Annotated in this window: 22 protein-coding genes; 5 read left to right on the plus strand and 17 right to left on the minus strand. The window is 62.6% G+C overall.

Going from position 1 to position 25365, the window contains the following annotated elements; genetic code table 11:
* Positions 1 to 698: 698 nt before the first annotated feature.
* The 6 genes from wecC to HSDC_RS08385 form a co-directional block, all read right to left on the minus strand.
* Positions 699 to 1982, minus strand: coding sequence for a UDP-N-acetyl-D-mannosamine dehydrogenase (gene wecC / locus HSDC_RS08360; protein WP_064699482.1), 1284 nt, complete (start codon positions 1980 to 1982; stop codon positions 699 to 701).
* Positions 1983 to 2025: 43 nt separating this feature from the next.
* The gene (gene wecB / locus HSDC_RS08365; protein ID WP_280168493.1) at positions 2026 to 3144 is read right to left on the minus strand and encodes a non-hydrolyzing UDP-N-acetylglucosamine 2-epimerase; all 1119 of its coding nucleotides are present in this window, start codon (positions 3142 to 3144) and stop codon (positions 2026 to 2028) included.
* 484 nt (positions 3145 to 3628) lie between these two features.
* A complete protein-coding gene (gene glyA, locus HSDC_RS08370) occupies positions 3629 to 4894 on the minus strand; it encodes a serine hydroxymethyltransferase (protein ID WP_064699771.1) in 1266 nt (421 codons plus the stop codon).
* Between the two features lie 143 nt (positions 4895 to 5037).
* Positions 5038 to 6453 (minus strand): hypothetical protein, encoded by a 1416-nt coding sequence (locus HSDC_RS08375; protein WP_064699772.1) that lies wholly within the window; start codon positions 6451 to 6453, stop codon positions 5038 to 5040.
* A 133-nt stretch (positions 6454 to 6586) separates the two neighbouring features.
* A complete protein-coding gene (locus HSDC_RS08380) occupies positions 6587 to 9151 on the minus strand; it encodes an ABC transporter permease (protein ID WP_064699484.1) in 2565 nt (854 codons plus the stop codon).
* Complete coding sequence (locus tag HSDC_RS08385; protein WP_064699485.1) at positions 9148 to 9867, minus strand: ABC transporter ATP-binding protein; 720 nt, start codon at positions 9865 to 9867, stop codon at positions 9148 to 9150. Before HSDC_RS08385 ends, HSDC_RS08380 begins: the two co-directional genes overlap by 4 nt.
* On the opposite strand from HSDC_RS08385, the gene HSDC_RS08390 reads away from it, so the two are divergent.
* Positions 9866 to 10552 carry an arylesterase gene (locus HSDC_RS08390; protein WP_064699486.1) on the plus strand — a complete coding sequence of 229 codons (687 nt, stop codon included), beginning with the start codon at positions 9866 to 9868 and terminating at the stop codon, positions 10550 to 10552. The two genes, HSDC_RS08385 and HSDC_RS08390, sit on opposite strands and share 2 nt — an antisense overlap.
* A gap of 3 nt (positions 10553 to 10555) precedes the next feature.
* On the opposite strand, the gene HSDC_RS08395 is transcribed toward HSDC_RS08390, so the two are convergent.
* Both HSDC_RS08395 and HSDC_RS08400 read right to left on the minus strand, forming a co-directional pair.
* On the minus strand, positions 10556 to 11452 hold the full coding sequence (locus tag HSDC_RS08395) for a DMT family transporter (RefSeq protein ID WP_064699487.1): 897 nt from the start codon (positions 11450 to 11452) through the stop codon (positions 10556 to 10558).
* Positions 11453 to 11494: 42 nt separating this feature from the next.
* Positions 11495 to 11764, minus strand: coding sequence for an Rdx family protein (locus HSDC_RS08400; protein WP_064699488.1), 270 nt, complete (start codon positions 11762 to 11764; stop codon positions 11495 to 11497).
* Positions 11765 to 11818: 54 nt separating this feature from the next.
* Between HSDC_RS08400 and HSDC_RS08405 the strand changes: the two genes are divergently transcribed.
* The 4 genes from HSDC_RS08405 (at position 11819) to HSDC_RS08420 (ending at position 16876) form a co-directional block, all read left to right on the plus strand.
* Positions 11819 to 13132, plus strand: coding sequence for an MFS transporter (locus HSDC_RS08405; protein ID WP_064699489.1), 1314 nt, complete (start codon positions 11819 to 11821; stop codon positions 13130 to 13132).
* Between the two features lie 155 nt (positions 13133 to 13287).
* On the plus strand, positions 13288 to 13473 hold the full coding sequence (locus HSDC_RS08410; protein ID WP_064699490.1) for a PA3496 family putative envelope integrity protein: 186 nt from the start codon (positions 13288 to 13290) through the stop codon (positions 13471 to 13473).
* Between the two features lie 156 nt (positions 13474 to 13629).
* Entirely contained in the window at positions 13630 to 15291 is a 1662-nt protein-coding gene (ettA, locus tag HSDC_RS08415) for an energy-dependent translational throttle protein EttA (RefSeq protein ID WP_064699491.1), read from the plus strand.
* Positions 15292 to 15547: 256 nt separating this feature from the next.
* Entirely contained in the window at positions 15548 to 16876 is a 1329-nt protein-coding gene (locus tag HSDC_RS08420) for a DUF2254 domain-containing protein (RefSeq protein ID WP_064699492.1), read from the plus strand.
* 61 nt (positions 16877 to 16937) lie between these two features.
* Here the strand turns inward: HSDC_RS08420 and lpxL are convergent, their stop codons facing one another.
* From lpxL to ispF, 9 genes are all read right to left on the minus strand, one after another.
* Positions 16938 to 17861: an LpxL/LpxP family Kdo(2)-lipid IV(A) lauroyl/palmitoleoyl acyltransferase gene (lpxL, locus tag HSDC_RS08425; protein ID WP_064699773.1), complete on the minus strand. Its 924-nt coding sequence runs from the start codon at positions 17859 to 17861 to the stop codon at positions 16938 to 16940.
* Between the two features lie 19 nt (positions 17862 to 17880).
* Entirely contained in the window at positions 17881 to 18981 is a 1101-nt protein-coding gene (gene alr / locus HSDC_RS08430) for an alanine racemase (protein WP_064699493.1), read from the minus strand.
* A gap of 205 nt (positions 18982 to 19186) precedes the next feature.
* Positions 19187 to 20182 (minus strand): RNA polymerase sigma factor RpoS, encoded by a 996-nt coding sequence (rpoS, locus tag HSDC_RS08435; protein ID WP_064699494.1) that lies wholly within the window; start codon positions 20180 to 20182, stop codon positions 19187 to 19189.
* Between the two features lie 121 nt (positions 20183 to 20303).
* A complete protein-coding gene (locus tag HSDC_RS08440) occupies positions 20304 to 21413 on the minus strand; it encodes a peptidoglycan DD-metalloendopeptidase family protein (RefSeq protein WP_064699495.1) in 1110 nt (369 codons plus the stop codon).
* A 37-nt stretch (positions 21414 to 21450) separates the two neighbouring features.
* Positions 21451 to 22392, minus strand: a complete 942-nt coding sequence (locus tag HSDC_RS08445) for a DUF368 domain-containing protein (protein WP_064699496.1) — start codon at positions 22390 to 22392, stop codon at positions 21451 to 21453.
* Positions 22389 to 23054, minus strand: coding sequence for a protein-L-isoaspartate(D-aspartate) O-methyltransferase (locus HSDC_RS08450; protein ID WP_064699497.1), 666 nt, complete (start codon positions 23052 to 23054; stop codon positions 22389 to 22391). Before HSDC_RS08450 ends, HSDC_RS08445 begins: the two co-directional genes overlap by 4 nt.
* Positions 23041 to 23787 carry a 5'/3'-nucleotidase SurE gene (gene surE / locus HSDC_RS08455; protein WP_064699498.1) on the minus strand — a complete coding sequence of 249 codons (747 nt, stop codon included), beginning with the start codon at positions 23785 to 23787 and terminating at the stop codon, positions 23041 to 23043. Before surE ends, HSDC_RS08450 begins: the two co-directional genes overlap by 14 nt.
* The gene (gene truD, locus HSDC_RS08460; protein ID WP_064699499.1) at positions 23762 to 24889 is read right to left on the minus strand and encodes a tRNA pseudouridine(13) synthase TruD; all 1128 of its coding nucleotides are present in this window, start codon (positions 24887 to 24889) and stop codon (positions 23762 to 23764) included. The genes surE and truD overlap by 26 nt, the downstream gene beginning before the upstream one ends.
* Positions 24882 to 25364 (minus strand): 2-C-methyl-D-erythritol 2,4-cyclodiphosphate synthase, encoded by a 483-nt coding sequence (gene ispF / locus HSDC_RS08465; RefSeq protein ID WP_064699774.1) that lies wholly within the window; start codon positions 25362 to 25364, stop codon positions 24882 to 24884. Before ispF ends, truD begins: the two co-directional genes overlap by 8 nt.
* Position 25365 lies beyond the last annotated feature (1 nt).

The following is a 25365-nucleotide window of genomic DNA, read 5'->3' on the forward strand; positions in this document are numbered from 1 at the left end:
CCCCACCTGAGGCCTCGCCCTCCTCTTCCTGGCGATATCCTGAAGCGCGATTACAACTCCCCAGGTAACTCACTTAAAAACTTTTGCGATTTTGGAACAACCAACAAGGATCTGTTTCAGGACATCTGCTTCATAAGCACTCAAACAATCGATGCTTTCAGGATCGGTATGACATGCTTTATTAAAACAAAAGGGAATAACTTGTGAGATTTGACTAATTATATTTCGTTCTGGCAACGAAACTCATCGCGGCCTAGGCCCAGTTTCTCAGTACAACCTTTCAATTGCCGGACTTATAGACCGTTTTCCAAAGCGTCATACCACTTCACCCCATTAGACACCAGAGCAAAGGCCAAAAGAAATCTCATGCTCATTTAGGCAATAAATAGTGCATTGGCTTATAAGTCAAAACAATATCCCCCACATTCTATCAGAGAATTCGTAACGTCTTGCCATTCCTTACCTACGCATTCTCGAAATGAGGAACATTAAAAACCAAACCTTTCAAGCCCTAGGCATGAGCGCATCCCCGAGATATGTAGATAAAAATCTATCAAAAAACTGAAACGCCATCAAAAAAACTTACCAACAGATGTATAAAAACCTCACATTTCACAAAACATAAGCACTAGCTCTTACACATTTTACCTAGCTTTCAGGCCTTCCAGATAGTTTTTTTCGAGTTTCCTCTCAACGTCCTATCCCACCCAAACACCTCGACTATCGACAAGATAATCAGGCCTAGTCTTCCCAACAGCAGCCTGTTTGAATTCTTTATGGTCAACCAATAATACCACCACATCAGCCGTATCCAAAGCGACTTTCTCGTCAACCAAACTTCCGCTATCCAATGTACCACTTGGCAAACATTTAATATTCGGCTCCACGATCAACGACTGACCTGGGTGGGTCGCCACAATGGTTTCCGCAATCTTCAACGCCGGGCTTTCACGCAGGTCATCAATATCGGGTTTGAAGGCTAACCCAAAACAGGCAATGGTCACATCTCTGGCAGTCTTGTCGGGATTTTCCTTCAAGTACTTACCGACAGTTTCATTGACCTTGTCGACTACCCACTGGGGCTTCCCATCATTCACTTCACGGGCTGTGCGAATCAGTCTCGCTTCTTCTGGTGTCTCACTGACAATGAACCATGGATCCACAGCGATACAATGCCCTCCCACCCCAGGACCGGGCTGGAGAATATTTACACGCGGATGTCGGTTGGCCAGTCGGATCAATTCCCAGACACTGATATCCAGTTTATCGCAAATAATGGAAAGCTCATTGGCAAATGCAATATTGACGTCCCTGAAGCTATTCTCGGTTAGCTTTGCCATTTCAGCGGTACGAGCCGTCGTCGTAATGCACTCCCCTTCCACAAAGATCTTGTAGAGATCCGTAGCAGCCTGAGAACACTTGGTAGTCATCCCCCCAATAACGCGATCATTTTCCACAAGCTCACGAATAACATGGCCAGGGAGCACACGTTCTGGGCAATGTGCTATACGAATATCCGATTCCTCACCATGAGTCTGAGGAAAAGTCAGGTCTGGTCGTGCTTCGGCGAGCCATTGGGCCATACTTTCCGTGGCACCGACAGGCGATGTCGATTCTAGAATGACCAGGTCACCTTTCTTGAGCACGGGTGCTATAGATTCACTCGCGGCTTTTATATAAGTGAGGTCCGGCTCATGGCTGGTATATTCAGGGTTTGTCTTGAAAGGCGTAGGTACAGCAACGAGAAATGCATCTGCTGGCTCGGGGGACGTCGTCGCCCTCAGTAGACCTTGTTCCACGGCAGCGTGGACTATGATATCGAGCTCGGGCTCGACGATATGAATCTCACCTCTGTTGATCGTATCGACAGCATGCTCACTAACATCTACACCAATGACCTGTTTTCGCCGTGAAGCGATGACTGCCGCAGTAGGTAAACCGATGTACCCTAAGCCAATTACCGAAATAGTATTGAATTCCATTTACCGAGTTCTCGACAACTATTTTAATGAATGGGGAGTAAAATTACCGATTCGCCAGTACTTCCATGATCCTCTGACAGGCTTTCCCATCACCATATGGATTATGGGCATAGCTCATTGCTTCATAGGATTTCTTGTTCTTGAGTAAGCTATCTAGCTCACCTACAATCTTATCAACATCAGTTCCAACGAGCTTTACGGTGCCAGCCTGTACGGCTTCCGGACGCTCAGTTGTTTCTCGCATCACCAGCACCGGTTTGCCAAGCGACGGGGCTTCTTCTTGGATACCGCCGGAATCAGTCAGAATCAGATAGGCGCGGTTCATCAAGTAAACGAAGGGCAGATAATCCAGAGGCTCAATCAAGTGGACATTGTCGATGTCCGAGAGTAGCCGATTGACCGGCCCTAGTACATTCGGGTTCAAGTGCACCGGATAGACGATTTGACAGTCAGGATGGCTCACTGCTGTATCATGAAGCGCTTGGCAAATACGCTCGAAACCGCCACCAAAACTCTCTCGTCGGTGTCCTGTCACCAAGATCAACTTGCGATCAGCGTCGAGGAAATCAAACTGTGTGGAAAACTGTTGTTGGAAGCGACTGCTGTCCTCGAGTTTACGAACCACATCCAGTAGCGCATCAATCACGGTGTTGCCGGTGACATGCACCTTCGTCGGGACAACACCCTCCTCCAGGAGGTTCTGCCTAGAGCGATCAGTGGGCGCGAAGTGCAGCTCGGCCAAGGCTCCGGTGAGCTTGCGATTGGCTTCTTCGGGCCAAGGACTGTAGATGTTTCCCGTGCGCAGACCGGCTTCCACGTGTCCCACGGGAATCTGCTGGTAGTAGGCAGCCAAGGTAGTGGCGAAAGTGGTCGCTGTATCGCCATGTACCAGTACGATATCCGGCTTTACCTCGCTCAGTACGCTTTTCATGCCCTGCAGAATGGCCGTGGTCACGTCTGTGAGGTCCTGGCCAGGCTTCATGATATTCAGATCGTAATCGGGGGCAAGAGAAAAAAGATCCAGTACTTGATCAAGCATCTCGCGATGCTGCCCAGTCACGCATACCTTTGCATCAAAGCGCTGATCATTGGCTAATGACAGCGCCAGCGGTGACATCTTGATCGCCTCCGGGCGCGTACCGAATACACACAAGGTTTTGATAGGCATAATTCGTTGAATATTATCTTAGAGGCTAAACTTTCAGTAAGGATGGGACCATCTTGTAGCTTCGATGGTTACGCAATTGATTGAGCAATGCTGGCCGTTGATATCCGTCGCTTTTTCCAAGGCCATTTGACAACCGAAAAGCTGCTGCAGATTGGAGCGACAAAAACGGATAAACGCCGACTTTTGAGTTTCCATACCCGAACGAGTACGACGTCTTCAGCCCAAGAGCTAACACAGGTTTGCACGCTACCGCCCGGAGATTGTTCCGGGCTGAATCTCTTACCCTTAAAGCACCGACGCTCATCGGTGCCAGCTTGTCTGTTGCCGCCGGTTGCCGGTGTTCCGCAGCCCTGCCTGGTGGCAGGGTACGGCGCCCTGTCTTCTTCGGTTCGCCACGAGGCACACCCGGCAAATGGGCACCCTGAAACGAGAAAGACGCCCAGCAGGGCGTCTTAGGGTACCATTTTCTAACAGACTGTTACCGGTATACGGGCAGCCGAGCACACACTTGTTCAACCTTGGCCTTCACCTCGGCCTCGATGGCAGCCGTGTCTTCACCCTTGACCATGACGTCGAGGATATCGCAGATCCAGCCGGCCAGCTCGCGGCACTCGGTCTCGCCGAAGCCGCGAGTGGTCACTGCCGGCGTGCCAATGCGCAACCCGGAGGTCACGAAGGGGCTCTGCGGGTCGTTCGGCACGGCGTTCTTGTTGACGGTGATATGGGCACGCCCCAGGGCGGCGTCCGCGTCCTTACCGGTCAGGCCCTGCTTGACCAGCGACAGCAGGAAGAGATGGTCCTCGGTGCCGCCAGAGACGATATCAAAGCCGCGCTCGATGAACACGCTGGCCATCGTCTGGGCATTCTTCACCACCTGCTGCTGATAGGCCTTGAAGTCGGGCTCCATGGCCTCCTTGAAGCAGATCGCCTTGGCGGCAATGACATGCTCCAGGGGACCGCCCTGCCCGCCGGGGAAGACAGCAGACTGCAGCTTCTTCTCGATCTCGGGGTCATTCTCGCTGGAGAGAATCAGGCCGCCGCGGGGGCCACGCAGGGTCTTGTGGGTAGTAGTGGTCACCACATGGGCATGGGCCATCGGGCTCGGATAGACACCGGCGGCCACCAGGCCGGCGATGTGGGCCATGTCGACCAGCAGATAGGCGCCGACCTCATCGGCAATCTCGCGGAAACGGGCCCAGTCGATGATCTGCGAGTAGGCAGAGAAGCCGGCGATGATCATCTTCGGCTGGTGTTCGCGCGCCAGCCTGGCGACTTCGTCATAGTCGATGCGGCCGCTCTCGTCGATGCCGTACTGCACGGCATTGTAGTGCTTGCCGGAGAAGTTGGGGCGGGCACCGTGGGTCAGGTGACCACCGGCGTCCAGGCTCATGCCGAGCACCGTATCGCCCGGCTTGACCAGGGCCTGGAAGACGGCACCGTTGGCCTGGGAGCCGGAGTGCGGCTGGACGTTGGCGTAGCTTGCGCCGAACAGTTCCTTGGCGTAGTCGATGGCCAGTTGCTCGACGACATCGACATACTCGCAGCCACCGTAGTAGCGCTTGCCAGGATAGCCTTCCGCATACTTATTGGTCAGCTGGCTGCCCTGGGCTTCGAGTACCCGGGGGCTGGCGTAGTTCTCGGAGGCAATCAGCTCGATGTGAGCCTCCTGACGCGCGCTCTCCTTCTGCATCGCATCGAACAGGGCATCATCGAAACCGGCAATCTGCATATCACGGCTGAACATCGGCGCAAGACCTCGCATCACGGGAAAATCGGAGGCGCTCATCATACCCCAGCCCATGACGGCTTTCACATGAAAGGCCGTCATGGTTGAGCGCATCATTTCTCATGCGCGCTTGAGAAATTCTGAAGGCACCTTCCACGCGGTCAGCGGGTGTGCACTTGCATCGACAGCTTGCTCGGCAGCACCAGCGGGTCGTCGGCCAGAGCGTCCAGTTCCTGCTCGTCGCCTTCCGGCAGGGTGAAATGCACGACCAGTTCACTGGCCTTGCCTTCCATCATGTCGACCAGACCACCGAGCAGTGTGGCGAACTCCGGACCGAACAGGCTGCCGAGTCCCTTGGCCTGGGTACGCGCCTGCGCCATGAACTCATCCTCGCTCATGCTCTGGCTGGTCGCGATCACCGCCGGCAGACGACCGAACAGACCAAGATCGGTCAACGTCGTCTCGACCTCGCCGCCCAGCAAGGTGACATCATCGAGACCATCCACCTCGGCAAAATAGCTCGCCGGATCCGCACCTTCCGGCAGACGGGCCGGGGTCTCGCTGTCGAAGGTCCAGCGGAAGGCATCATCGGCGGTCACCCGGCTCTTGCCGAGCAGCATCGCCCGGGTATCGTCCAGCGCTTCCCACTGCCCATCGAAGGCGGCATCGAGCGAAAGCTGACCGCTGCCGCCGGTGAGCACATTGCTCATCATGCGTAGACGAGTGCGCTTCTCGGCCGGCGCCAACTCGATCATGCGCGCCAGATCAAGATCGAGCGATTCCAGCCACAGGCCGCCGGCACCATCCGACATGTCGCTCTCGACCAGCAGGCGATCCAGCGTCGCCGCCAGGCGCTGGGCCTCGATATTCAGATTCTTCAGCTCCATGCGGTCGGCCCGCGCCTCGGCCTGGCTCTTCAGGTCGTGCAATCCCTCGATGTTCAGGACGCCCAACGTGAACTTGCCATCGCCGATCTCGCCGAAGGACTCGCCGCTGCCGGCGATATCGGTTGCTTCCAGGCTACCGATGGTATCCGGGGCAAGATCCCTGGCATGCAAGCGCTCGACCGTCAGGCGAGGATTGGTGACGCTGCGCGCGCGCTCCCCGGCCGTACCGAGCACGGTGCGACCGCTGCGCTCGATCACCAGCCCTTCGGCCGTCAGCTCGGCGGCCTCGAGCCCATCGGCCAGCACACCCCGGGGCGAAAGCACCGGGCGAGAAGGCTCGACGACCACCAGCCGGCGCGCGGTAATCGTCCCCGCCTGGCCGTCCTCCTTCTCCTCGGTGACGCTCAGGCCCTCCAGGACCACTCGGTCGGGATCATCGTAATCCCCCTCGACGACATAGCGATCGACATGCACTCGCCCGCCCCGGTCACTGACGTACTCCAGGTCCTCGGCACGGGTCTCGCCGCCCAGCATGCTCTCGGAGATATCTCCGATAGTCAGCTCTCCCGGCTGGTCGGCGAACAAGGCACGCAGATCTGCCTCGAGCTTCTCGGCATCCGCCAGGGCAGGTCCAGCACAGGCCAGCAGCAATGCTCCCAATACCACGGCACGAGCTCGCTTGCGCGGCATGAATCCTCTTTCCATTGCACCCAGCTCCTTTGGTGATCTGTCACCGTTGATACCCCGCAGACGGCGCCACGAATTCCGAGTATGCATGATCTCGACGACGCTGGCGTGATGCGGCGTTCACCTTGCCGACACCTCAGGTCTCCCCGAGCAGGCCGAGACTCGCCGCCGGCGCCTGACGCCTCAGCCCCCGCGACAGCCACTGGCCGATTCCCCCGACCAGCAGGACGCCGCCCAGCGGCAACCAGCCCCACAGGGCAGGATGCCAGCGTGGCGCCAGATCCAGCCAGGCGACGTAGATCCCGGCGGCGGCCAGTTCCACCAGCAGGGCCGCCAACAGGCCGCTGGCCAGCCCCAGCAGGGCGAACTCGGCCCCCTGGATACGTGACAGCAACCGATTGCCGGCCCCGAACACACGCAGCAGCCCGGCCTCGTGCGCCCGCACCGGCATGCTGGCCACCAGGGCGGCGTAGAGAACGCTGACACCGGCCAGCAAGACGAAGACCAGTACCAGCTCCACCGCCCTCGTCACCTGATCGAGCACCTCGCGGACCCGCGACAGGATCGACTCGACATCGAGCAGCGTCACGGCGGGAAAATCCCGCACCAGATTGCGCAGCAACTCGCGCTCGCCGCCATCGAGATGAAACGCCGTGATGTAACTGTGGCCGAAGTCCTCCAGTACGCCCGGCGGGAAGATGACGTAGAAGTTGGGTCGGAAACTGTCCCAATCCAGGTCTCTCAAACTGGCGACGCGCCCTTGCAGCGTTTCGCTGCCGATCGAGAACGTCATGGTGTCGCCGAGCGTCAGCCCCAGGCGCTCGGCCAGCCCGCTCTCCAGCGAGATCGGTGCGACAGGGTCGGCGGCAACGGCTCCCAGCCAGCCTTCTGCCGTTGATGCCGACGGCGCGAACCAGTCGCCGGCCACCAGCCGATTGCCGGTCGGCAGATCGGCACGCCAGGTCAGATTGAGCTCGCGACGCAAGACGTTGTCGCCACGCGCCTGCTCGGGAACTGCCTCCAGTGGCGGCTGTCCGTCGATGGCAGTAATGCGCCCACGCACCATGGGATAAAGTGCACTGCGGGCATCGGCGGTTCCGGCCAGCGCTGCCTCGAAGGCATCGCGCTCGGCAGGTTGAATGTTGATGGCGAAATGGTTCGGCGTGTCCTCGGGCAACTGAGCGCGCCAGGTATCGAGCAGATCGCCACGTACCAAGGCGATCATGCCCATGGCAAACAGTGCCGTCGCGAAGGCCAGCAGCTGGCCTAGGCTGGCGGTACGGCGCCGTGCCAATTGCTGCCCGCCCAGTCGCAAGGCCCGCCACAAGCCATCATGAGGCGCCGCCTGACGTGGCAGGTGCGCGCAGAGCCTGGCCAGCAAAGCCAGTAGCACACCGCCCAGCCCCCAGAGCGCCAGCAAGGCCGCCAGCCCGCCGACCAGCAGCCCCAGAGCCAGCACGCCATCGCTGGAATACAACCACAACAGGCCACCGAACACGCCGGCGGCCACGGTCACGACCCACCAGGCCGAAGCTGGCAATGGGTCGAGTTCCCGGCGCAGCACCTTCAGGGCGCTGACGCGGCGCAGCCGCAGCAGGGTCGGCCCGGCGAAGCCCATCAGCACCGCCAGGGCGGTGAAGATCCCCATGCCCAGCGGCAGGATCCCCGGTGGCGGCAGCTCGATCGGCATGACCGCCCCCAGCAGGGCCAACAGCGCCGCCTGTCCGGCCAGCCCCAGCACGGCGCCGAGCAGCGAGGCCGCCAGGGCCAGCCACAAGAGCTGCAGCACGAAGATCCACACCAGCTCGCGTTGGCTGGCACCGAAGCAACGCAGCAAGGCAGCGGTGTCCAGATGCCGCTCGACATAGCGACGCGTCGCCATGGCCACGGCGACCCCGGCCAGCAGCACCGCCGCCAGCCCTGCCAGGCTCAGGTAGCGATCGGCACGCGCCAGGGCGCTGCCCAGCCGGGGCCTGTCCTGGCGCACATCCCGCACCTCGACGCCCTCGCCACGCAATCGCTCGAGCAGCGGCGCAACCTCCTCCACAGCCTGCGCCGGCCCTGCGGCCAGCAACTCGTACTCGATGCGCGAGCCTTCCTGCACCAGCCCGGTGGCCGGCAGATCATCGACATGCATCATCAGGCGCGGATTGAAGCTACCGAAGCCGGCCGAAGGATCGGCCTCCCGCTCGATCACCGCACCGACACGAAAGGTGGCGCTTCCCACCCGCAGGCTGTCACCGCTCTGTAGATCCATCAGCATGGCCAGCCGGGGCGCGATCCACACCTCGCCACGCGGCGGCCCGGCGGCCACCTCCTCGACCTTGCCGCCCCGCGAGACGCGCGAAGCGCCGTAATGCGGATAGACATCGTCCACCGCCTTGAGGCTGACCGATTGAAAGGCATCGCCCCGACTGACCATCGACACCATGTCGACCTGGTCGGACAGGGTCAGCCCCGCCGCCTCCAGCGTCTCGCGCAGTTCGGCCTCGAAGGGGCGAGACTGCTCCAGAACCACATCGCCACCCAGCAACTGGCCCGCCTGCCGCGTCAGTCCCCGATCCAGGCGATCGAGGAAGAAGCCGATCATCGTCGAGGCAGCCACCGCCAACGCCAGCGCCACGAACAAGGCCCGCACATCCCCGGAGCGCAGGTCGCGCTTGAGCCCGCGCCAGGAAAGACGCAGCAGTCGCCCGCTCATGCACCGACCTCTTCACGTGCCATCTCGACGAGCTGCCCCTCCGCCAGACGCAGGCAACGATCGCAGCGCCGCGCCAGGGCATGGTCGTGGGTCACCAGCACCAGGGTGGTCCCGGAGGCGTGATTCAGCTCGAACAGGGTGTCGATGATGCGCTCACCGGTCGTGGGATCGAGATTGCCGGTGGGCTCGTCGGCGAACACCAGCTCAGCCCCCGTGACGAAGGCCCGAGCCAGGGCGACGCGCTGCTGCTCGCCGCCCGAGAGCTGCTTGGGCAGATGCTCGAGCCGCTCGCCGAGGCCGACCCGCTCCAGCCAGCGCCGAGCTCGGGACTCAGCATCCGTCACTGCCGTGAGTTCCAGCGGCATGAGCACGTTCTCCAGCGCCGTCAGGGTCGGCAACAGCTGGAAGTTCTGGAACACGAACCCGACCCGTCCGGCGCGCAGTCGGGCTCGGCCGTCTTCATCCAGTTCGCCTAGGGACTGGCCGAACATCGCGAGCTGGCCGGCGCTGGGGGCGTCCAGCCCGGCCAGCAGACCCAGCAGGGTCGACTTGCCCGCTCCGCTCTGACCGAGGATGGCCAGGCTTTCCCCCGGAAGTACCGCGAGATTCAGTTCCTGCAGGATGGTCAATTGCCGTTCGCCGCTGACGACCTGCTTGGTCAGGCCCTCGGCGTGTAGAATCGGCACCTGGGCATTCTCGTGCGAGGAGTTGGACATGCTGCAGCATTCCCCCGTTGGTCGAGTTCGCAACCCCCATTGGCAGCCCCTGCGGCTCGTCTGGCTGGCTCTGGTACTGTGCCTGGTCGCGGGGCCGGTGATGGCGGCACCTCGCCCCCTGATTCTGGTGATGGGCGATAGCTTGAGCGCCGCCTATGGTATCGAGCGCGAGGACGGCTGGGTCAGCTTGATGGCCGATCATCTGACGGGCAAGGCCCGGGTCGTCAACGCCAGCATCAGCGGCGAAACCACCGCCGGAGGCAAGGCGCGGCTACCCGAGTTGCTGAGACAGCACGACCCGGACATCGTTCTGCTCGAGCTGGGCGGTAACGACGGTCTGAGAGGACTGCCTCCCAGCCAGATGCGCGCCAACCTGGCGGCCATGATCGAGGCCAGCCAGGCATCCGGCGCCGAGGTGGCCCTGCTTGGCATCGACATTCCGCCCAATTATGGCCAGGCCTATCGCGAGGCCTTCGGCGACACCTTCGCGGCGCTCGCGAAGCGCTACGACATTCCCCTCGTTCCCTTCCTGCTCGACGACGTGGCCCTGCAGGATGGATTGATGCAGGACGATGGCATTCACCCCACCGCCGCCGCCCAGCCTCAGATACTCGACAACGTCTGGCCGGTGCTCGCCGCGCTGCTGGAAACCTCCGGCATCGACCTCGCCAGCCGCCCGCAGTGAGCCTCAGGACCGTGCATCGGCAGGTTCCACCGGCGCCTTCTGCCGTTGCTGCAGACCGAGTCCGCCGAGAATGAGCACCAGCCCCAGCAGCGTCGAGGGCAGGATCGGCTCGCCCACGATGAAGAACAGCAGCACCAGCGATATCGGCGGCGACAGGAAAATCAGGTTGGATATCCTGGCGGTACGCGAGACCGTGCGCATCGCCAGTTGCCAGAACACGAAGGCAATACCCATCTCGAACAGTCCTACATAGATGCCCGCGGCAAGCCCGGTAGCGCCGACCCACTCCACCTCGGGGCCCATCAGCAGAATCAGGGTGAGCACCGGCACGCCGACGCTGAAGTTCTGCCATTGCGCCACCAGTGGTGAACGCCGGTCGCGGGTGTTGAGCAACCAGTACAACGCCCAGATCAGCGTCGAGACCAGCGCCAGGCCGACGCCCAGCGGATCGGCGAAATCCACGTCGAGAACGCGACCCCGGGTAGCGATCACCCAGACGCCAGAATAGGCGATCAGGCCGGCCAGCACGTCCATGCGCGTGAGCCGCTGGCCGAGTATCGGCACGGCGAGAAACGCCATGGTCAACGCCCAGGTGTAGTTGAGCGCCATGGCCTCCTGGCCCGGCAACCGGTCATAGGCCGCAAACAGCACCAGATAATAGGCCACCGGATTCATCAATCCGGCCCAGGCGGCGGTGCGCCAACCATGACGCAGGGCCTCCGGAAACTGACCGCGACGCCACACCAGCCCACCGATCACCACCCAGGAGACCAGTGAAGCGATCCACATCAGGGTCAGCGGCGACATATAGCCAAGCGCCACCTTGAAGGCAGTGGCCACCGTAGACCACAACCCCACGGCACCGAGGCCGTAGAGGATGGCACGACGATCCGATGTCATAGACTCTCCCTGTCCATCAGCCAATGTTTCGCCTGTCGTCGCTTAACGATCGACGTGCCCCAGGTCGCGCTCCGGGTCCAGCCGGTCGCGCACCTTCTGCTTCAGGATCTTGCTGTCGGGGAATCCCCCGTCGCGCTTGCGTTCCCAGAGACTCTCCTCGTCGAAGAAAATCTCGAAATGGCCACCGTGAGATGGCGCCAGCGCCACTTCCTCGAGCGCCTCGCCGAAGGTGGAAAGCAGCTCCTGGGCGTACCAGGCACTGCGCAGCAACCATTGGCACTGGGTGCAGTAGTGAATGCGAATACGTGACATGACGCCTCGACTGCCGCAAGAATTATCGTCTCATCTTACCGCCAAGGAAGGACGATGGCCCAGCGCGAGATCAGCCAATCCAGACTCTTCGAAAGGCTCACCGGCGACGAGGACAGCCGGATGTGCCGCGACATCCCCGACGCGGCCTGTCGAGAACAACCCCGTAATGCGCTTCTCCATCTGCTGGCCGCCTTGGGCAACAAGCTCGCCGACGAACTGTCCAGCGCCCGCCTGGTACTGCCTTGGCTGCTCGGCACCATCGGTGCCCCGGCCTGGATGGTCGGCCTGCTGGTACCGATCCGGGAAGCCGGCGCCTTGTTGCCCCAGCTGCTCGTCGCCGGCCTGATTCGGCAGCATCCACGCCGCAAATGGGCCTGGGCCATCGGCGGCCTCTTCCAGGCCCTGTGCGCTGCCGGCCTGGCGCTGCTGGCGCTGTTCGGGCAAGGCGGAACCGGTGGCGCCCTGGTGCTCGTCGCACTGACGGTCCTGTCTCTGGCACGCGGCCTTTCCTCCATTGCCACCAAGGACGTGATGGGCAAGACCATCGCCAAGCGCCAACGCGGTACCCTGATGGGCTGGAGCGGCGGAGTGGCCGGTGCGGTGACACTGCTGGCCGGCATTGTCCTGTTGTGGTTCGACGACCGTCCCGGTGAGCTGGCTCTTGCCACGCTCCTGGCCATCGCCGCCCTCGGCTGGGCGCTCAACGCCCTCTGCGCGGCGCGCATTCGGGAAGCGCCCGGCGCCGTGGAGGGAGGGGAAAATGTCTGGCAGGCCATTGGCACCGGCTTTCGCCTGCTGCGCGAAGATCGTGTCTTCCTGCGTTTCAATCTCTCCCGAGCCCTGTTGCTTTCCAGCGCCCTGGCCCTGCCCTATGTCGCCCTGCTGGGCCAGCAGCAAGGTGGTACGGCGCTCGGCGGGCTGGGCGTGCTGATCCTTGTCTCTGGCGTGGCCGGCATGCTGGCCAGCCCCATCTGGGGGAAGCGTGCCGATGTCTCGAGCCGCACGGTCATGCGCGATGGCGGACTGGGCACCACTGCCTGCTGCCTGCTGGGAGCGGCCTTCGCCTGGTGGCCGGCTGAGTGGACACAGAGTGTCTGGCCCTATGCGTTGGTGTATGCCCTGCTGGTCATCGTCCATGCCGGCGTGCGCTTGGGACGCAAGACCTACATCGTCGACATGGCCGACCAGCAGGATCGCGCGCTTTACGTGGCGCTCTCCAATACCTTCACCGGCGTCCTGATGCTCGTGGTGGGCAGCGTGGTCGGAGCCCTGGCCCAGTGGTTCGGCACCGCTCCACTGCTGGCCTTGCTGGGCATGACCGGGCTTGCCGCCGCCGTCTGCGCCCAGGGCCTGCCCGAGGTCGAATGAACGACACAACATGAAAACTGCGCTTCAGAAGCCGCTCGGGCTTGAACTGAACCGCGTCTCGTCTTATATAGCCGGCAGGTGCCCTCGCCGAGCGCCGGCTTGAGGTCCGGTGCGGCGTATGGCAACGCTTGTGCCCGGCCATGGGAGGAGATCGCATGCGCCCCGAGTCCTTTTACGATGACCCCTTCGACGATCCCGATCAGGACGCCGACGCCACTCCCGAACGCCCCGTCAGTCGCACCGAACGACTGCGCGCCCGACGACGCCTGGAGGATCTGCTCGAGGAACGGCGGCTGCGACGCGCTATCGAGGACGACTGGGACCTGGACGAAGAGGAATGACGGCATGCCCCTGCCATGAAAGGCGCGGGCACGAGAGTGCGCAGGCGACGCTCAGACGAGTTTGTCTCTCCACTCCCTAGCCTTTCCCTTGCCCGGCCACTATCATCAGGGCCAGCCAGTGCTCCAATTCCGAACCTCCAACCCTAGTGAGATTCCATGGCGCAATACGTCTACACCATGAATCGGGTGGGCAAGGTCGTGCCCCCCAAGAAACAGATCCTCAAGGACATCTCCCTGTCCTTCTTCCCGGGCGCCAAGATCGGCGTGCTCGGCCTCAACGGCGCGGGCAAGTCGACCCTGCTGCGCATCATGGCCGGGGTCGACACCGAGTTCGAGGGCGAGGCCCGCCCGATGCCGAACATGAATGTCGGCTACCTGCCCCAGGAACCCGAGCTCGACGACGACAAGAACGTCCGCGAGACCGTGGAAGAAGCGCTGGGCGCCATCAAGGAGGCTCAGGAGAAGCTCGACGCCGTCTACGCCGCCTATGCCGAGCCGGATGCCGACTTCGATGCCCTGGCCACCGAGCAGGCGCGCCTGGAGAACATCATCGAGGCCGCCGACGCCCACAACCTGGAACGCAAGCTGGAAGTGGCCGCCGAAGCCCTGCGCCTGCCGCCCTGGGACGCCAGGGTCGGCAACCTCTCCGGCGGCGAGCGCCGTCGCGTGGCGCTTTGCCGTCTGCTGCTATCCAACCCCGACATGCTGCTGCTGGACGAGCCGACCAACCACCTCGATGCCGAATCGGTGGCCTGGCTGGAGCGCTTCCTGCACGACTACAGCGGCACCGTGGTGGCCATCACCCACGACCGCTACTTTCTCGACAACGTGGCCGGCTGGATCCTGGAGCTGGACCGCGGCGAAGGCATTCCCTTCGAGGGCAACTATTCCCAATGGCTGGAAGCCAAGGAAAAACGCCTCGCCCAGGAAGCCAAGCAGGAAGCCTCCCGCCAGAAGGCCATCAAGCACGAGCTCGAGTGGGTGCGATCCAACGCCAAGGGGCGCCAGGCCAAGAGCAAAGCTCGCCTCAACCGCTTCGAGGAACTGCAGTCCGGCGAGGTCCAGCAGCGCAACGAGACCAACGAGATCTACATTCCGCCGGGGCCGCGTCTCGGCGACAAGGTCATCGAGTTCCACGGCGTCTCCAAGCGCTTCGACGACAAGCTGCTCTACGACGACCTGAGCTTCACCGTGCCCCCTGGCGCCATCGTCGGCCTGGTCGGTGGCAATGGCGCGGGCAAGTCGACCCTGTTCAAGCTGATCGAGGGCACGGAAACTCCCGATGCCGGCGAAGTGGTCAAGGGCGAAACCGTGGACATCGCCTACGTCGAGCAGCTGCGCGACGATCTGGACAACAAGCAGACGGTGTGGGAGGCGGTCTCGGACGGCCAGGACATTCTCAACATCAACGGCTATGAAGTCTCGTCGCGCGCCTATGTGGGACGCTTCAACTTCAAGGGCAACGACCAGCAAAAGCGCCTCTCGGACCTCTCCGGCGGCGAGCGCGGTCGCCTGCAGCTCGCCCAGACCCTCAAGCAGGGCGCCAACGTGCTGCTGCTCGACGAGCCGTCCAACGACCTGGACATCGAGACCCTTCGCGCCCTCGAGGAAGCCCTGCTGGCCTTCCCCGGCTGCGCCTTGGTGATCTCCCACGATCGCTGGTTCCTCGACCGCATCGCCACGCACATCCTCGCCTTCGAAGGGGATTCCCAGGTGGTGTTCTTCGAGGGCAACTACACCGAGTACGAGGCGGACCACAAGAAGCGTGTGGGAGACGACACACCGCACCGGATGAAGTACAAGCGCATCGATGCCTGACCGGCTTCGCCGGTCGGCAGCCTTAAGCAGTAAGCTTTAAATTGAACCCCAAGGCCTCGTGCCTTTGGGGTTTTTTCATGCTTACCGACCCCAGAGCCTCGCCATGACAGTCGCCGTGTTCACGCCATTCTTCCAGCCCTCTGGCATTCATTGCTGTGCCGTCACAACCGTTCACTTGCGCTTGATCACAACTCACTGCATAAGAGAGAAGCTACCTATCAACGACTGACCAAACCCCGCACGGGGAGGGAACCTCATGCTGTTGTTTCACCCCATCATGCTGTTCAAGCGCTTTGCCAGTAGCATTGCCTACCTGCCGACACTGGCGGCACTGTTCTATGCCGCCCTCGGGCTGCTGGCATTGCTACCGCCGGTGACCAGCGATTTTCTGCCGACGATCATCAAGGAACTGGGCCTCGAAGACCCTGGTGGTGCGCAATCGCTGCTCACGGCACTGCTCGGCGGCATGATCTCGTTGGTGGTATTCAGTTTCTCGATGGTCATGTCGGTACTGTCCCAGGCCGGAGCCAACTTTTCCCACAAGCTGGTGTTCGGATTGATCTCCGCGCGCCGTCACCAGCTGGTTCTCGGCCACTATCTCGGCACCATCCTGTTTATCCTGATGCTGCTGATCGTGCCCTACTCGATCGACGGTGACCCTATGTGGCGCTCCATTGCCGTGTATGCCGCCTGCGTCATGGTGCTGCATTGTCTGGCTCTGTTCGTCTACTTCATCCACAACGTGTCACAGTCGATCCAGATCGATGCCGTCATCAGCAGCCTGCATACCGACACCCTGTCCTCGATGAAGCAGCGCCATGACAGAGAAAAGGAAGCCCGATGGCAATACCAGCCCATCACGCCGCCCCTGCAAGCCCCCTGTCATCCACTGCATGCCGGTGAGGCCGGATACATCCAGAACGCCGACCTGCCCGCCATGGCCAAGCTGGCCGAACGTATCGGCGGGGTCATACATCTCGACTTCCAGTTTGGCGACTATGTGCTGAAGGGCCAGCCGATCGCTCGCCTTGAAGGCAAGCAGGCTCCCGATGAAAAGTGGCGCAGCTCCTTTCTCGAGACACTGACCCAACTGGAAGGAGAGTCCGTAGGGGAGCACTTCGCTCATGGCATGACCCAACTGATGGAGATTGCCATCAAGGCGTTGTCTCCCGGCATCAACGACCCCGGCACTGCCCGCCTGTGCCTCCATCGCATCACTGACTTGCTGAGCCATTACCTGGACACGAGGATGGCCAATCGATTACGGGACAGCCATGGTGAAGTGCGTGTCTGCTGGCAACTGGAATCCTTCGACAGCCTTCTACATCGCCTGCTGACACCCATTCTCCATTATGGAATGGAGGACCAGAGCATTCTGCTGGGGCTGCTCAAGGCATTGAAATCGCTCTCGGTCACCGCCGATTCGCAATACCTCGCCACCCTTCAGCAGTTTGCCGACCGGGTCGTCGAGTGCCTCGACGCGAACAGCCGACACGCGCTGGACCGAACGTTCGTCAACCAGCGGTTGAACCGGGGCTACCACCGGCTGAATCTGCCAGATAGCCTGGACGCACGGTCACCGTGACCGCGACGCATGCCATCGATCGACGTAGCGACACGGACCTGCCCATGAGCAGGCCCGTGGCTCACACATCATATAGCTTGGGGTCACTCTTGTTGGGTCGTGTCTTGAAACGACGATGCAGCCACAGGTACTGCTCGGGATGTCGGCGGATGGCGGCTTCGATGACGGCGTTGATGCGGGTGGCATCAGCCACCTCATCACCGGAGGGGAAGTCCTCCAGAGCGGGCAGGTATTCCAGACGATAGGTGTAATCGTCGGGATTGCGATGAAAGATCAGTGGCATGACCGGCGCACCGGTCATGCGGGCGATCTTGGCGGTGAGCTTGATGGTCGCCGCCTCGACACCGAAGAACGGCGCGAAGACACTGGCCTCCCGGCCGAAATCCTGATCCGGGGAATACCAGACATGATGCCCCGACTTGATCCGGCGAACCACGCCCCGCAGGTCGTGGCGATCGATGGCGGTGCCGAAGATGCGGTTGCGCGCCCGGGTCATGAAGCGCTCGAACAGGGCATTGTCATGGGGTCGGTAGACCACGTCGGCGGGAAAGAACAGGGAATGCAGGGCGCCGCCAAGATCCAGCGTCGAGAAGTGAATGCCGATGATCAGCGCCCCCTTGCCCTCGGCCTGCACCCGAGCCATGTGCTCCTGGCCCTCGAAGACCACACGATGGCGCAGATGCTCCGGGTCCCGACACCAGCCGGTGGCCGTCTCCAGAATTCCGATGCCGTTGGCAATGAAGGTGTCCCGGACCAGGCGACGTTGCCGCTCATCGTCGAGTTCGGGAAAGCACAAGCGGATGTTGGTCTCGGTGATACGCCGCCGACGCTTGGCAAAACGCCAGGCAGCGAGCCCGATGAGCTTGCCGACCCAGAGCTTGAGCCGCCAGGGCAACCAGGCGCCGACATGCATGGCACCGATGGCCAGCCAGGTCGGCCAGTAACGGGGATGAAGAAAACGGGTCGCGGAAGCTTGCTCGGACATGGGGCTCTCACACTCGGATTCAGCCGCCATGATACCGCCTGGGCACCCTCGGCAGCACCCCGGTCAGCAGGGTATAGCTGATGGTATCGCAATAGCGGGCCACCTCATCCACCGACAGCACTTCGCCATTGGCGGCGCATCCCCAAAGCACCACCTCGCTGCCGATCTCAGCCTCGGGCAGGTCGGTGAGGTCCACCGTCAGCATGTCCATGGAGACCTTGCCAACAAGCGCCGTGCGGCGCCCCTCGACCAGGACCGGCGTGCCATCGCAGGCATGGCGATCGTAACCGTCGCCATAGCCGCAAGCCACCACGCCGATGCGTGACGGGCGTGGTGCTCGCCAGCGCCCGCCATAGCCGACCGGCTCCCCTTCGTCGAGATCGCGCACGGCGATGAGCTCAGAACGCAGCGTCATCACCGGTGACAGCCGACGGCTCGCCGTGTTGGAGGCCTCGAGAGGATCGCTGCCATAGAGCATGACGCCGGGCCGATTCCAGGCCCCGTGGCTCTCCGGCCGAGCCAGGGTGGCCGGCGAGTTGGCCAGGCAGGTCGGTGCGCCCAGCTTCTCGGCCAGTGCGCGCAATGCGCTCATCTGGCGTTGGAAATACTCGGTATCGGCATGATCGGCGGTGGCGAAGTGGCTCATCAGATGCAGATCACACGCCTGTGTCGGGGCGGCGCTCAGACGCGCCCAGACCGATATCGCGCGCTCGGGGGAGAAACCCAGGCGGTGCATGCCGGAATCGACCTTGATCCAGGTGGGGACCGGCTTTTCAAGCCGATGACGCAACAGCGCCTCGACCTGCCAGTCACTGTGCACCGCCATCCAGAGACCCTGGGCGTCCACCTTCGCCAGCTCCTCGGCCGAGAAGACGCCTTCCAGCAAGACGATCGGTGCGGTGATGCCGCCCTCGCGCAGCGCTTCCGCCTCCTCGAGACACGCCACGGCAAAGGCGGGCGCCAGCCCCTCCAGAGCGCGGGCGCAGGGGACCAGTCCATGACCATAGGCATCGGCTTTCAGGACCGCCAGCGACTGGCTGTCCGGCGCCAGGTCTCGGGCGAGGCGATAGTTGTGGCATAGCGCCTCGAGGTCGATGTCAGCACGCAAGGGACGGGGCATGGGTCACTCCAGCAAGATGAAATCCTGAACGACGATCACCGCTCAGAATGCCATGACATCCATCGAACAGGTCACCAAAGTCATGCAGCTATCCAGTCCATTCATCTAAATTGGATATCACTTGCTGGATTTTTTATCGCCCAAAAACCAAAAAGCCAGGACAATGCCCTGGCTTTTTGGTTCGATGGCAATCGGCCAAGGCCGGTCACTCGAAGATGGCGTCCAGGTCCAGGCCTTGCTTGTCGAGCATGCGGCGCAGCTTCTTCAGCGCCTCGACCTGGATCTGGCGAACCCGTTCCCGCGTCAAACCGATCTCCTCGCCCACCTGCTCAAGGGTCGAGGCTTCGTGGCCGCGCAGACCGAAACGCCGCACCACCACTTCGCGCTGCTTGTCGGTCAGTTCGGCCAGCCACTCGTCGACATGCTGCTTGACGTCACCATCCACCAGGGTGGACTCGGGTCCCAGGTCATTGTCGTCGGTGAGCGTCTCGATCAACGGCTTGTCGCTTTCGCTTCCCACCGGGTAATCCACCGACGAGACCCGCTCGTTGAGCCCCATCATCTTCTTGACGCTCGCGACCGGCTTGTCGAGATGGTCGGCAATTTCCTCGGCGGTCGCCTCGTGATCGAGCTTCTGGGTCAGCTCCCGTGCCGCCCGCAGGTAGATGTTGAGTTCCTTGACCACATGGATGGGCAGACGAATGGTGCGGGTCTGATTCATCAGCGCCCGCTCGATGGTCTGGCGAATCCACCAGGTGGCATAGGTGGAAAAGCGGAAACCACGCTCGGGATCGAACTTCTCGACGGCGCGGATCAACCCCAGGTTGCCTTCCTCTATCAGGTCGAGCAGGGTCAGCCCCCGGTTGAGATAGCGTCGCGCGATCTTGACCACCAGTCGCAGGTTGGACTCGATCATTCGCGAACGCCCCTGCGGATCGCCCTGGCGAGCAAGACGCCCATAGTGGACTTCCTCCTCGGGCGTCAGCAACGGCGAGAAACCGATCTCGTTGAGGTAGATCTGCGTGGCGTCCAGGCTGTGGTGGTGATGACGATCCTCGCGGCTGAGCGCCTTCTCGAAGGCTTCGTCACTACTGTCATCGACCGCGCCGGCCTCGATCTCGACGGTCTCAACGGCGTCGTCGTCCGCCTCCGCGGCCGACTCCAGATTCACATCCTGAAGGTCCCGTTCAAGCATGCTCATCGATTGCTACCCCATGGTTGCGGCTGGACATCGTTCGTCATGCTGATCACGATCAATGCCCGAGGTTATTATTGTATGACGTTCCGACAGTGACTCGGGAGAGGCTCGTTGGACACGCCATTCAACGTGCGGGCAGATACTCCAGGGGATCCTGAGGCTGGCCATCCTTGCGAACCTCGAAATGCAGCCTGACATCCTGGGCATCGCTGTCGCCCATGGTGGCGATCACTTCGCCGGCCCGGACCACGTCATTCTCCTTCACGCGCAGGGTGTCGTTGTGGGCATAGGCACTCAGGTACTGATCGTTGTGCTTGAGCAGGATCAGCTTGCCATAGCCGCGTACCCCACTGCCGGCATACACCACGATGCCAGGCCCGGCTGCCTTGACAGGTTGCCCCTTTTGACCACCGATATCAATGCCGGCAGTGATGCTGTCGCCTTCTCCATAGCCCCCCACGACACTACCGTCGGTCGGCCATTGCCAGGGAACGTCGTCCACCGGCGTGTAGCGTCGCGGCCCTTCGTCCTGCGTATCCTGTGCAGCCGAGGATTCCTGCGCCTCAGAGGCATCGGCGGTCTCGGTCGATGATGAACCGGCGTCCTCGTCGGCCGACGCCTCGGCGGTCTCGCCGTCGTCGTTGCTCTCGCGTTCCTCATCGGCCGCGTCGCTGTCATCCGACTCGTCGGCTGCCGCTTCTTCCTCGGCGGAGGCGGGCTTATCTTCATCCTCGTAGACCGGGCCGGGCACACCGGCGCTCGCCTCATCACTCGACGCGCCGTCGGCAGCAGCATCCTCGGGCAGCAACCAGTCCAGCGAGCCATCCTCGTCGCCACTCGAACCACCGCTCTGGGTGCCACTGGCCACGGCACCGGCCGCCGCCACGCCAGTGGCGACGGCGCCTTCGCCACCGTCGCGTCCGGTGCCGCGATCGGCTCCGGTCGACGCCTGGCGAGCCGAGCCATCGTCGCCACCCAGCACCAGCCGCTGACCGGGCTGAATATTGTAGGGCGGCGCGATGTTGTTCATCTCGGCCAGGTCACGATAATCCATGTCGTGTCGCCAGGCGATCCCGTACAGGGTGTCACCGGACTTGACGGTATACTCGGCGGGTACGGATGCCGCCCGGCCGGTCGACAGGTCCTCGACCTGTACCGGCGGCGCCTCGCTCTGCGAGGTGGCGCAACCGGCCAGTACCAGCGCAAGCCCCGAGATCAGCAGCCCCTTATGCATTGGAACCCTCCTCCTTGTCCTTGTCTACGCTATCATGCTAACCGGCCTGCGGTGTATCAGGGCCGCGGTTGAGACGGTCAACGCACAGCACCAGGCCGGCACCGACCAGCATCAATGCCAGCACGGCCGGTAGCTGGGCGGAATCACCGGTGACGACACCGAAATCTCCCGGGGTCAGGTAATGGTAATCGAGCGGGATCATCTGCCCGTCCTCCCCGATCTGGTAAGACGCCAGCTGGCGCCAGGGCCAGAGGGTCGGCAATGAGCCCACGATGAACCCCACCAGCATCTGCAGCGTGGCGCCATGGCAGTGCCTGAGCAGCCAGGACAGCAGACGCGAAAAAACGAACAGGCCGACCAGGCAACCACCTCCGAACACGGCAAGCAAGCCCAGATCGAAGCTCCGAACGCCTTCCATCACGGTGCCATAAAGTCCCATGGTCAGCAGCAGAAAACTACCGGAAACGCCCGGCAGCAACAGGGCGCTGATGGCGATGGCCCCTGCCGTTGCCAGCACCAGATGGGTACTGCCCAATTGTGACACCCAGGGCATCAGGTCAGGCAACCATTGCGCCAGCAGCAACCCGAGGACCAGTGGCATCAGGTACCACCATCGCCACTCCACGGGATGACGCCAGACCACCAGCGCCGAAGCGGCCACCAGGCCGAAGAAGAGGCCATCGAGCAGCAGGGGCTGCACTTCCATCAACCACACCACCAGATGGGCGACGCTGACCAGGCTGATCGCGATACCTGCCAGCAGGGGCACCAGGAAACGCAGGTTGAGATACTCGACCAGTCCGGCCAGTCCCTGCCGACGCCAGACGCCGAAGGCCTCGGGACCGAAGCGTTCGATGGTATGAATCAGCTCTTCATAGATGCCGGTGACAAAGGCGATGGTGCCTCCGGAAACCCCAGGCACCGCATCGGCGGCTCCCATGCCGGCACCCTTGAGCAAGAGGCCAAGATGACGCTTCAACGAATGACTCCTTCCAGCAACGGCACGAAACGCACCGGCTCCAAACGCTCTCGCTCGAACTGATCGCCATTGCGACGGACCCGAACGAGCCACTGGCGCCCCCCCTTGTCCGCCACCGGGGCGATCATGACGCCCCCATCGGTCAACTGGGCCAGCAGCGGCATGGGCATCTCGCTGGCGCAGGCGGTGAGCAGGATAACCTCGAAGGGGGCCGCCTCGGGCCACCCGTGTCCGCCATCGGCCAGTCGCAACTGGACGTTGTCCGCCTCCAGCCAGCGCAGCCGATCGCCGGCGCGGCGGTGCAGTGCATTGATCCTCTCCACCGACCAGAGTTCCGCGACCAAGCGAGCCAGTACCAATGTCTGGTAGCCGGAGCCGGTACCGATCTCGAGCACCCGGGACGGCCCGGCCTGGACGACCAGCTCGCTCATGCGCGCCACGATCCACGGGCGCGACAAGGTCTGGCCGTGCCCGATGGGCAGGGAGGTGTCCTCGTAGGCACGATGCGACAGTGCCTCATCGAGAAAGAGATGGCGAGGCTCACGAGCCATCACTTCCAGCACGCGTCGATCGCGAATGCCCTGCCGGGCCAGACGCTCCACCATGCGATCTCGGGTCCGTTGCGATGTCATGCCGACACCGCGAAGGTCAGGTGAGTGCATTCAGCCAATCCTGCACGTCGTCGCGCGCTGCATGCCGGGTCAGGTCGGTCTGCAGCGGCGTGATGGAAACGAAACCGGCTTCCACGGCGGCGAAGTCGGTGTCCGGGCCATCATCGGCATTCTCGCCCACCGGTGCAATCCAGTACCGCTTTTGGCCACGCGGGTCCTGCACCTCCAGAGGACGCGCCGCCGGCCCTCGGTAACCCATCCGGGTCACCCGAAAGCCACGCAGCTCCTCCCAGGCCAGATCGGGCACATTGACGTTCAGCAAGCTGCGCGGCGGCAACGACAGCTGATCGGCAGCCCCCACGAGACTCGCTGCCACACGACCGGCCGTTTCGAAATGATGCCGGCCCACCAGTGACATGGCGATGGCGGTCATGCCCAGGTTGCGCCCCTCCATGGCTGCCGCGACGGTGCCGGAATACAGCACGTCATCGCCGAGGTTGCCGCCATGGTTGATCCCGGAGATGACCAGGTCGGGCCGCTCCTCCCAGACACCGTTGACCCCCAGGTAGACGCAATCCGCCGGTGTCCCGTCGACGCTGTAGAAGCCGTTCTCCAGGGCCGACAACGCCAGCGGTCGCGTCAGTGTCAGCGAGTTGCTGGCACCGCTCTTGTCGCGGTCGGGCGCCACCACCCGCAAACGGGCATGCGGGAGCAGCGCATCGTACAATGCCTGCAGGCCGGGGGCATGGACACCATCGTCATTGGACAGCAGCAGTCGGCGCATCCGGAGCTCCTCGTTCATCGTCCCCGGACGGGGACGGCTGGAAATTCAGGGTCGGGTGATCGATCAGTTCGCGCAGCACCGAGGTGGCATAGGCCCCCGGCGGCAACTCGAACGACAGCCATACCGCACCCTCGGCATCGCGCTCGAGACCGGGGGCGGCCAGACGCAGTCGCAACGGCCGCCGCGCAAGACGAGCACCGGCACGCACCAGTCCCTCGCATAGCGGCTGGTGCGCTGCCAACGGATCGCGCTCGGACGCCAGGGCCTCTTGCCGGGCCACCGACTCGCCACGGCCCCACAACACGCCACTGGGATGGATATCCAGACGCGCGGCCCTGTCGCGGAGCTCATCGTCGAGCCGCTCGATGACGAACTGGCTGCTCGAACCATCCAGGATCACGGCCTCGCCCTCGAGCGGCGAGTCCCAGGTGCCCTGCTCGATACGTGCGGCCAACTGGACGTTGAAGAGATAGCTGCGTGCCGCCGAGAGCAGCATCCCCTGGGGATCGTCACGCTTCCGCCATACTCGCGCCAGCAACGAAGCCGCACGATGTAGATTGCGGCCATCCGGACCGAATCGCTGGGGGCCGAAGTAGTTGGGTACCCCGTGTCGACACAGCCATGACCAGCGTTCATCCAGTCCAGGCATGGCCGTGACATCACCGGTCAACCGCAGGTGAAAGCGGTTGCCGCGATGCACGCCGCGCTTCAGCTTTCGCGGATGGCGACGGGTCTCCAGCAGCGCGAGGGACTGCCCCGCCAGGCGGGACGGCAGGTCATCCGGTGTGGCGCGACCTGGCAAATGCACCGAGAACCATTGCCGCGTCACGGCGACCCGATCCTTCAGCCCGGCATAGCCGACCGACCGCGGCGACACCTCGCAGGCTCGTGCCAGCGCACGCGCCACCGTGTCGCTGGTCATGCCGCGCTTCTCGATCCACAGCCAGAGATGTTCCCCCTCCCCTTCCGGCGAGAAACCGAGGATTTCCTCCACCTGGAAATCCTCGGGGCAGGCCCGGTAAGCACCGGGGCGGGGCGGACCGAAACGGGCATCGAGCACCCGAGGCCAATGGGGTGGCCAGACGGGAGGCGTCTCAGTCATTCGCACGCCCCATCAGCAGGACCACCGCCTCGGCGGCCACGCCTTCTCCGCGACCAGTAAAGCCGAGACGCTCGGTGGTGGTCGCCTTGACGTTGACCGAGGAACGCTCGACGCCCAGGTCCTCGGCGATATTGGCGGTCATGGCAGCAATATGCGGCGCCATGCGCGGCGCCTGGGCGATCACCGTGGCATCCAGGTTGCCCACTCGCCAGCCCTGCTCGGCGATCAGCGCCACCACATGGCGCAACAGCCTGCGGCTGTCGGCGCCAGCCCAGGCCGGATCGTCATCGGGGAAATGGTGACCGATGTCCCCAAGGGCGCAGGCACCGAGCAGCGCATCACAGACCGCATGCAGCAGGACGTCGCCATCGGAATGGGCAACGAAGCCATGCGTATGGGGAATGGCGACGCCGCCGATCTTGAGGTGGTCGCCTTCGCCGAAGCGGTGTACATCGAAACCGTGGCCGATTCGCATC

Source organism: Halomonas caseinilytica, assembly GCF_001662285.1.
Lineage (GTDB): Bacteria > Pseudomonadota > Gammaproteobacteria > Pseudomonadales > Halomonadaceae > Halomonas > Halomonas caseinilytica.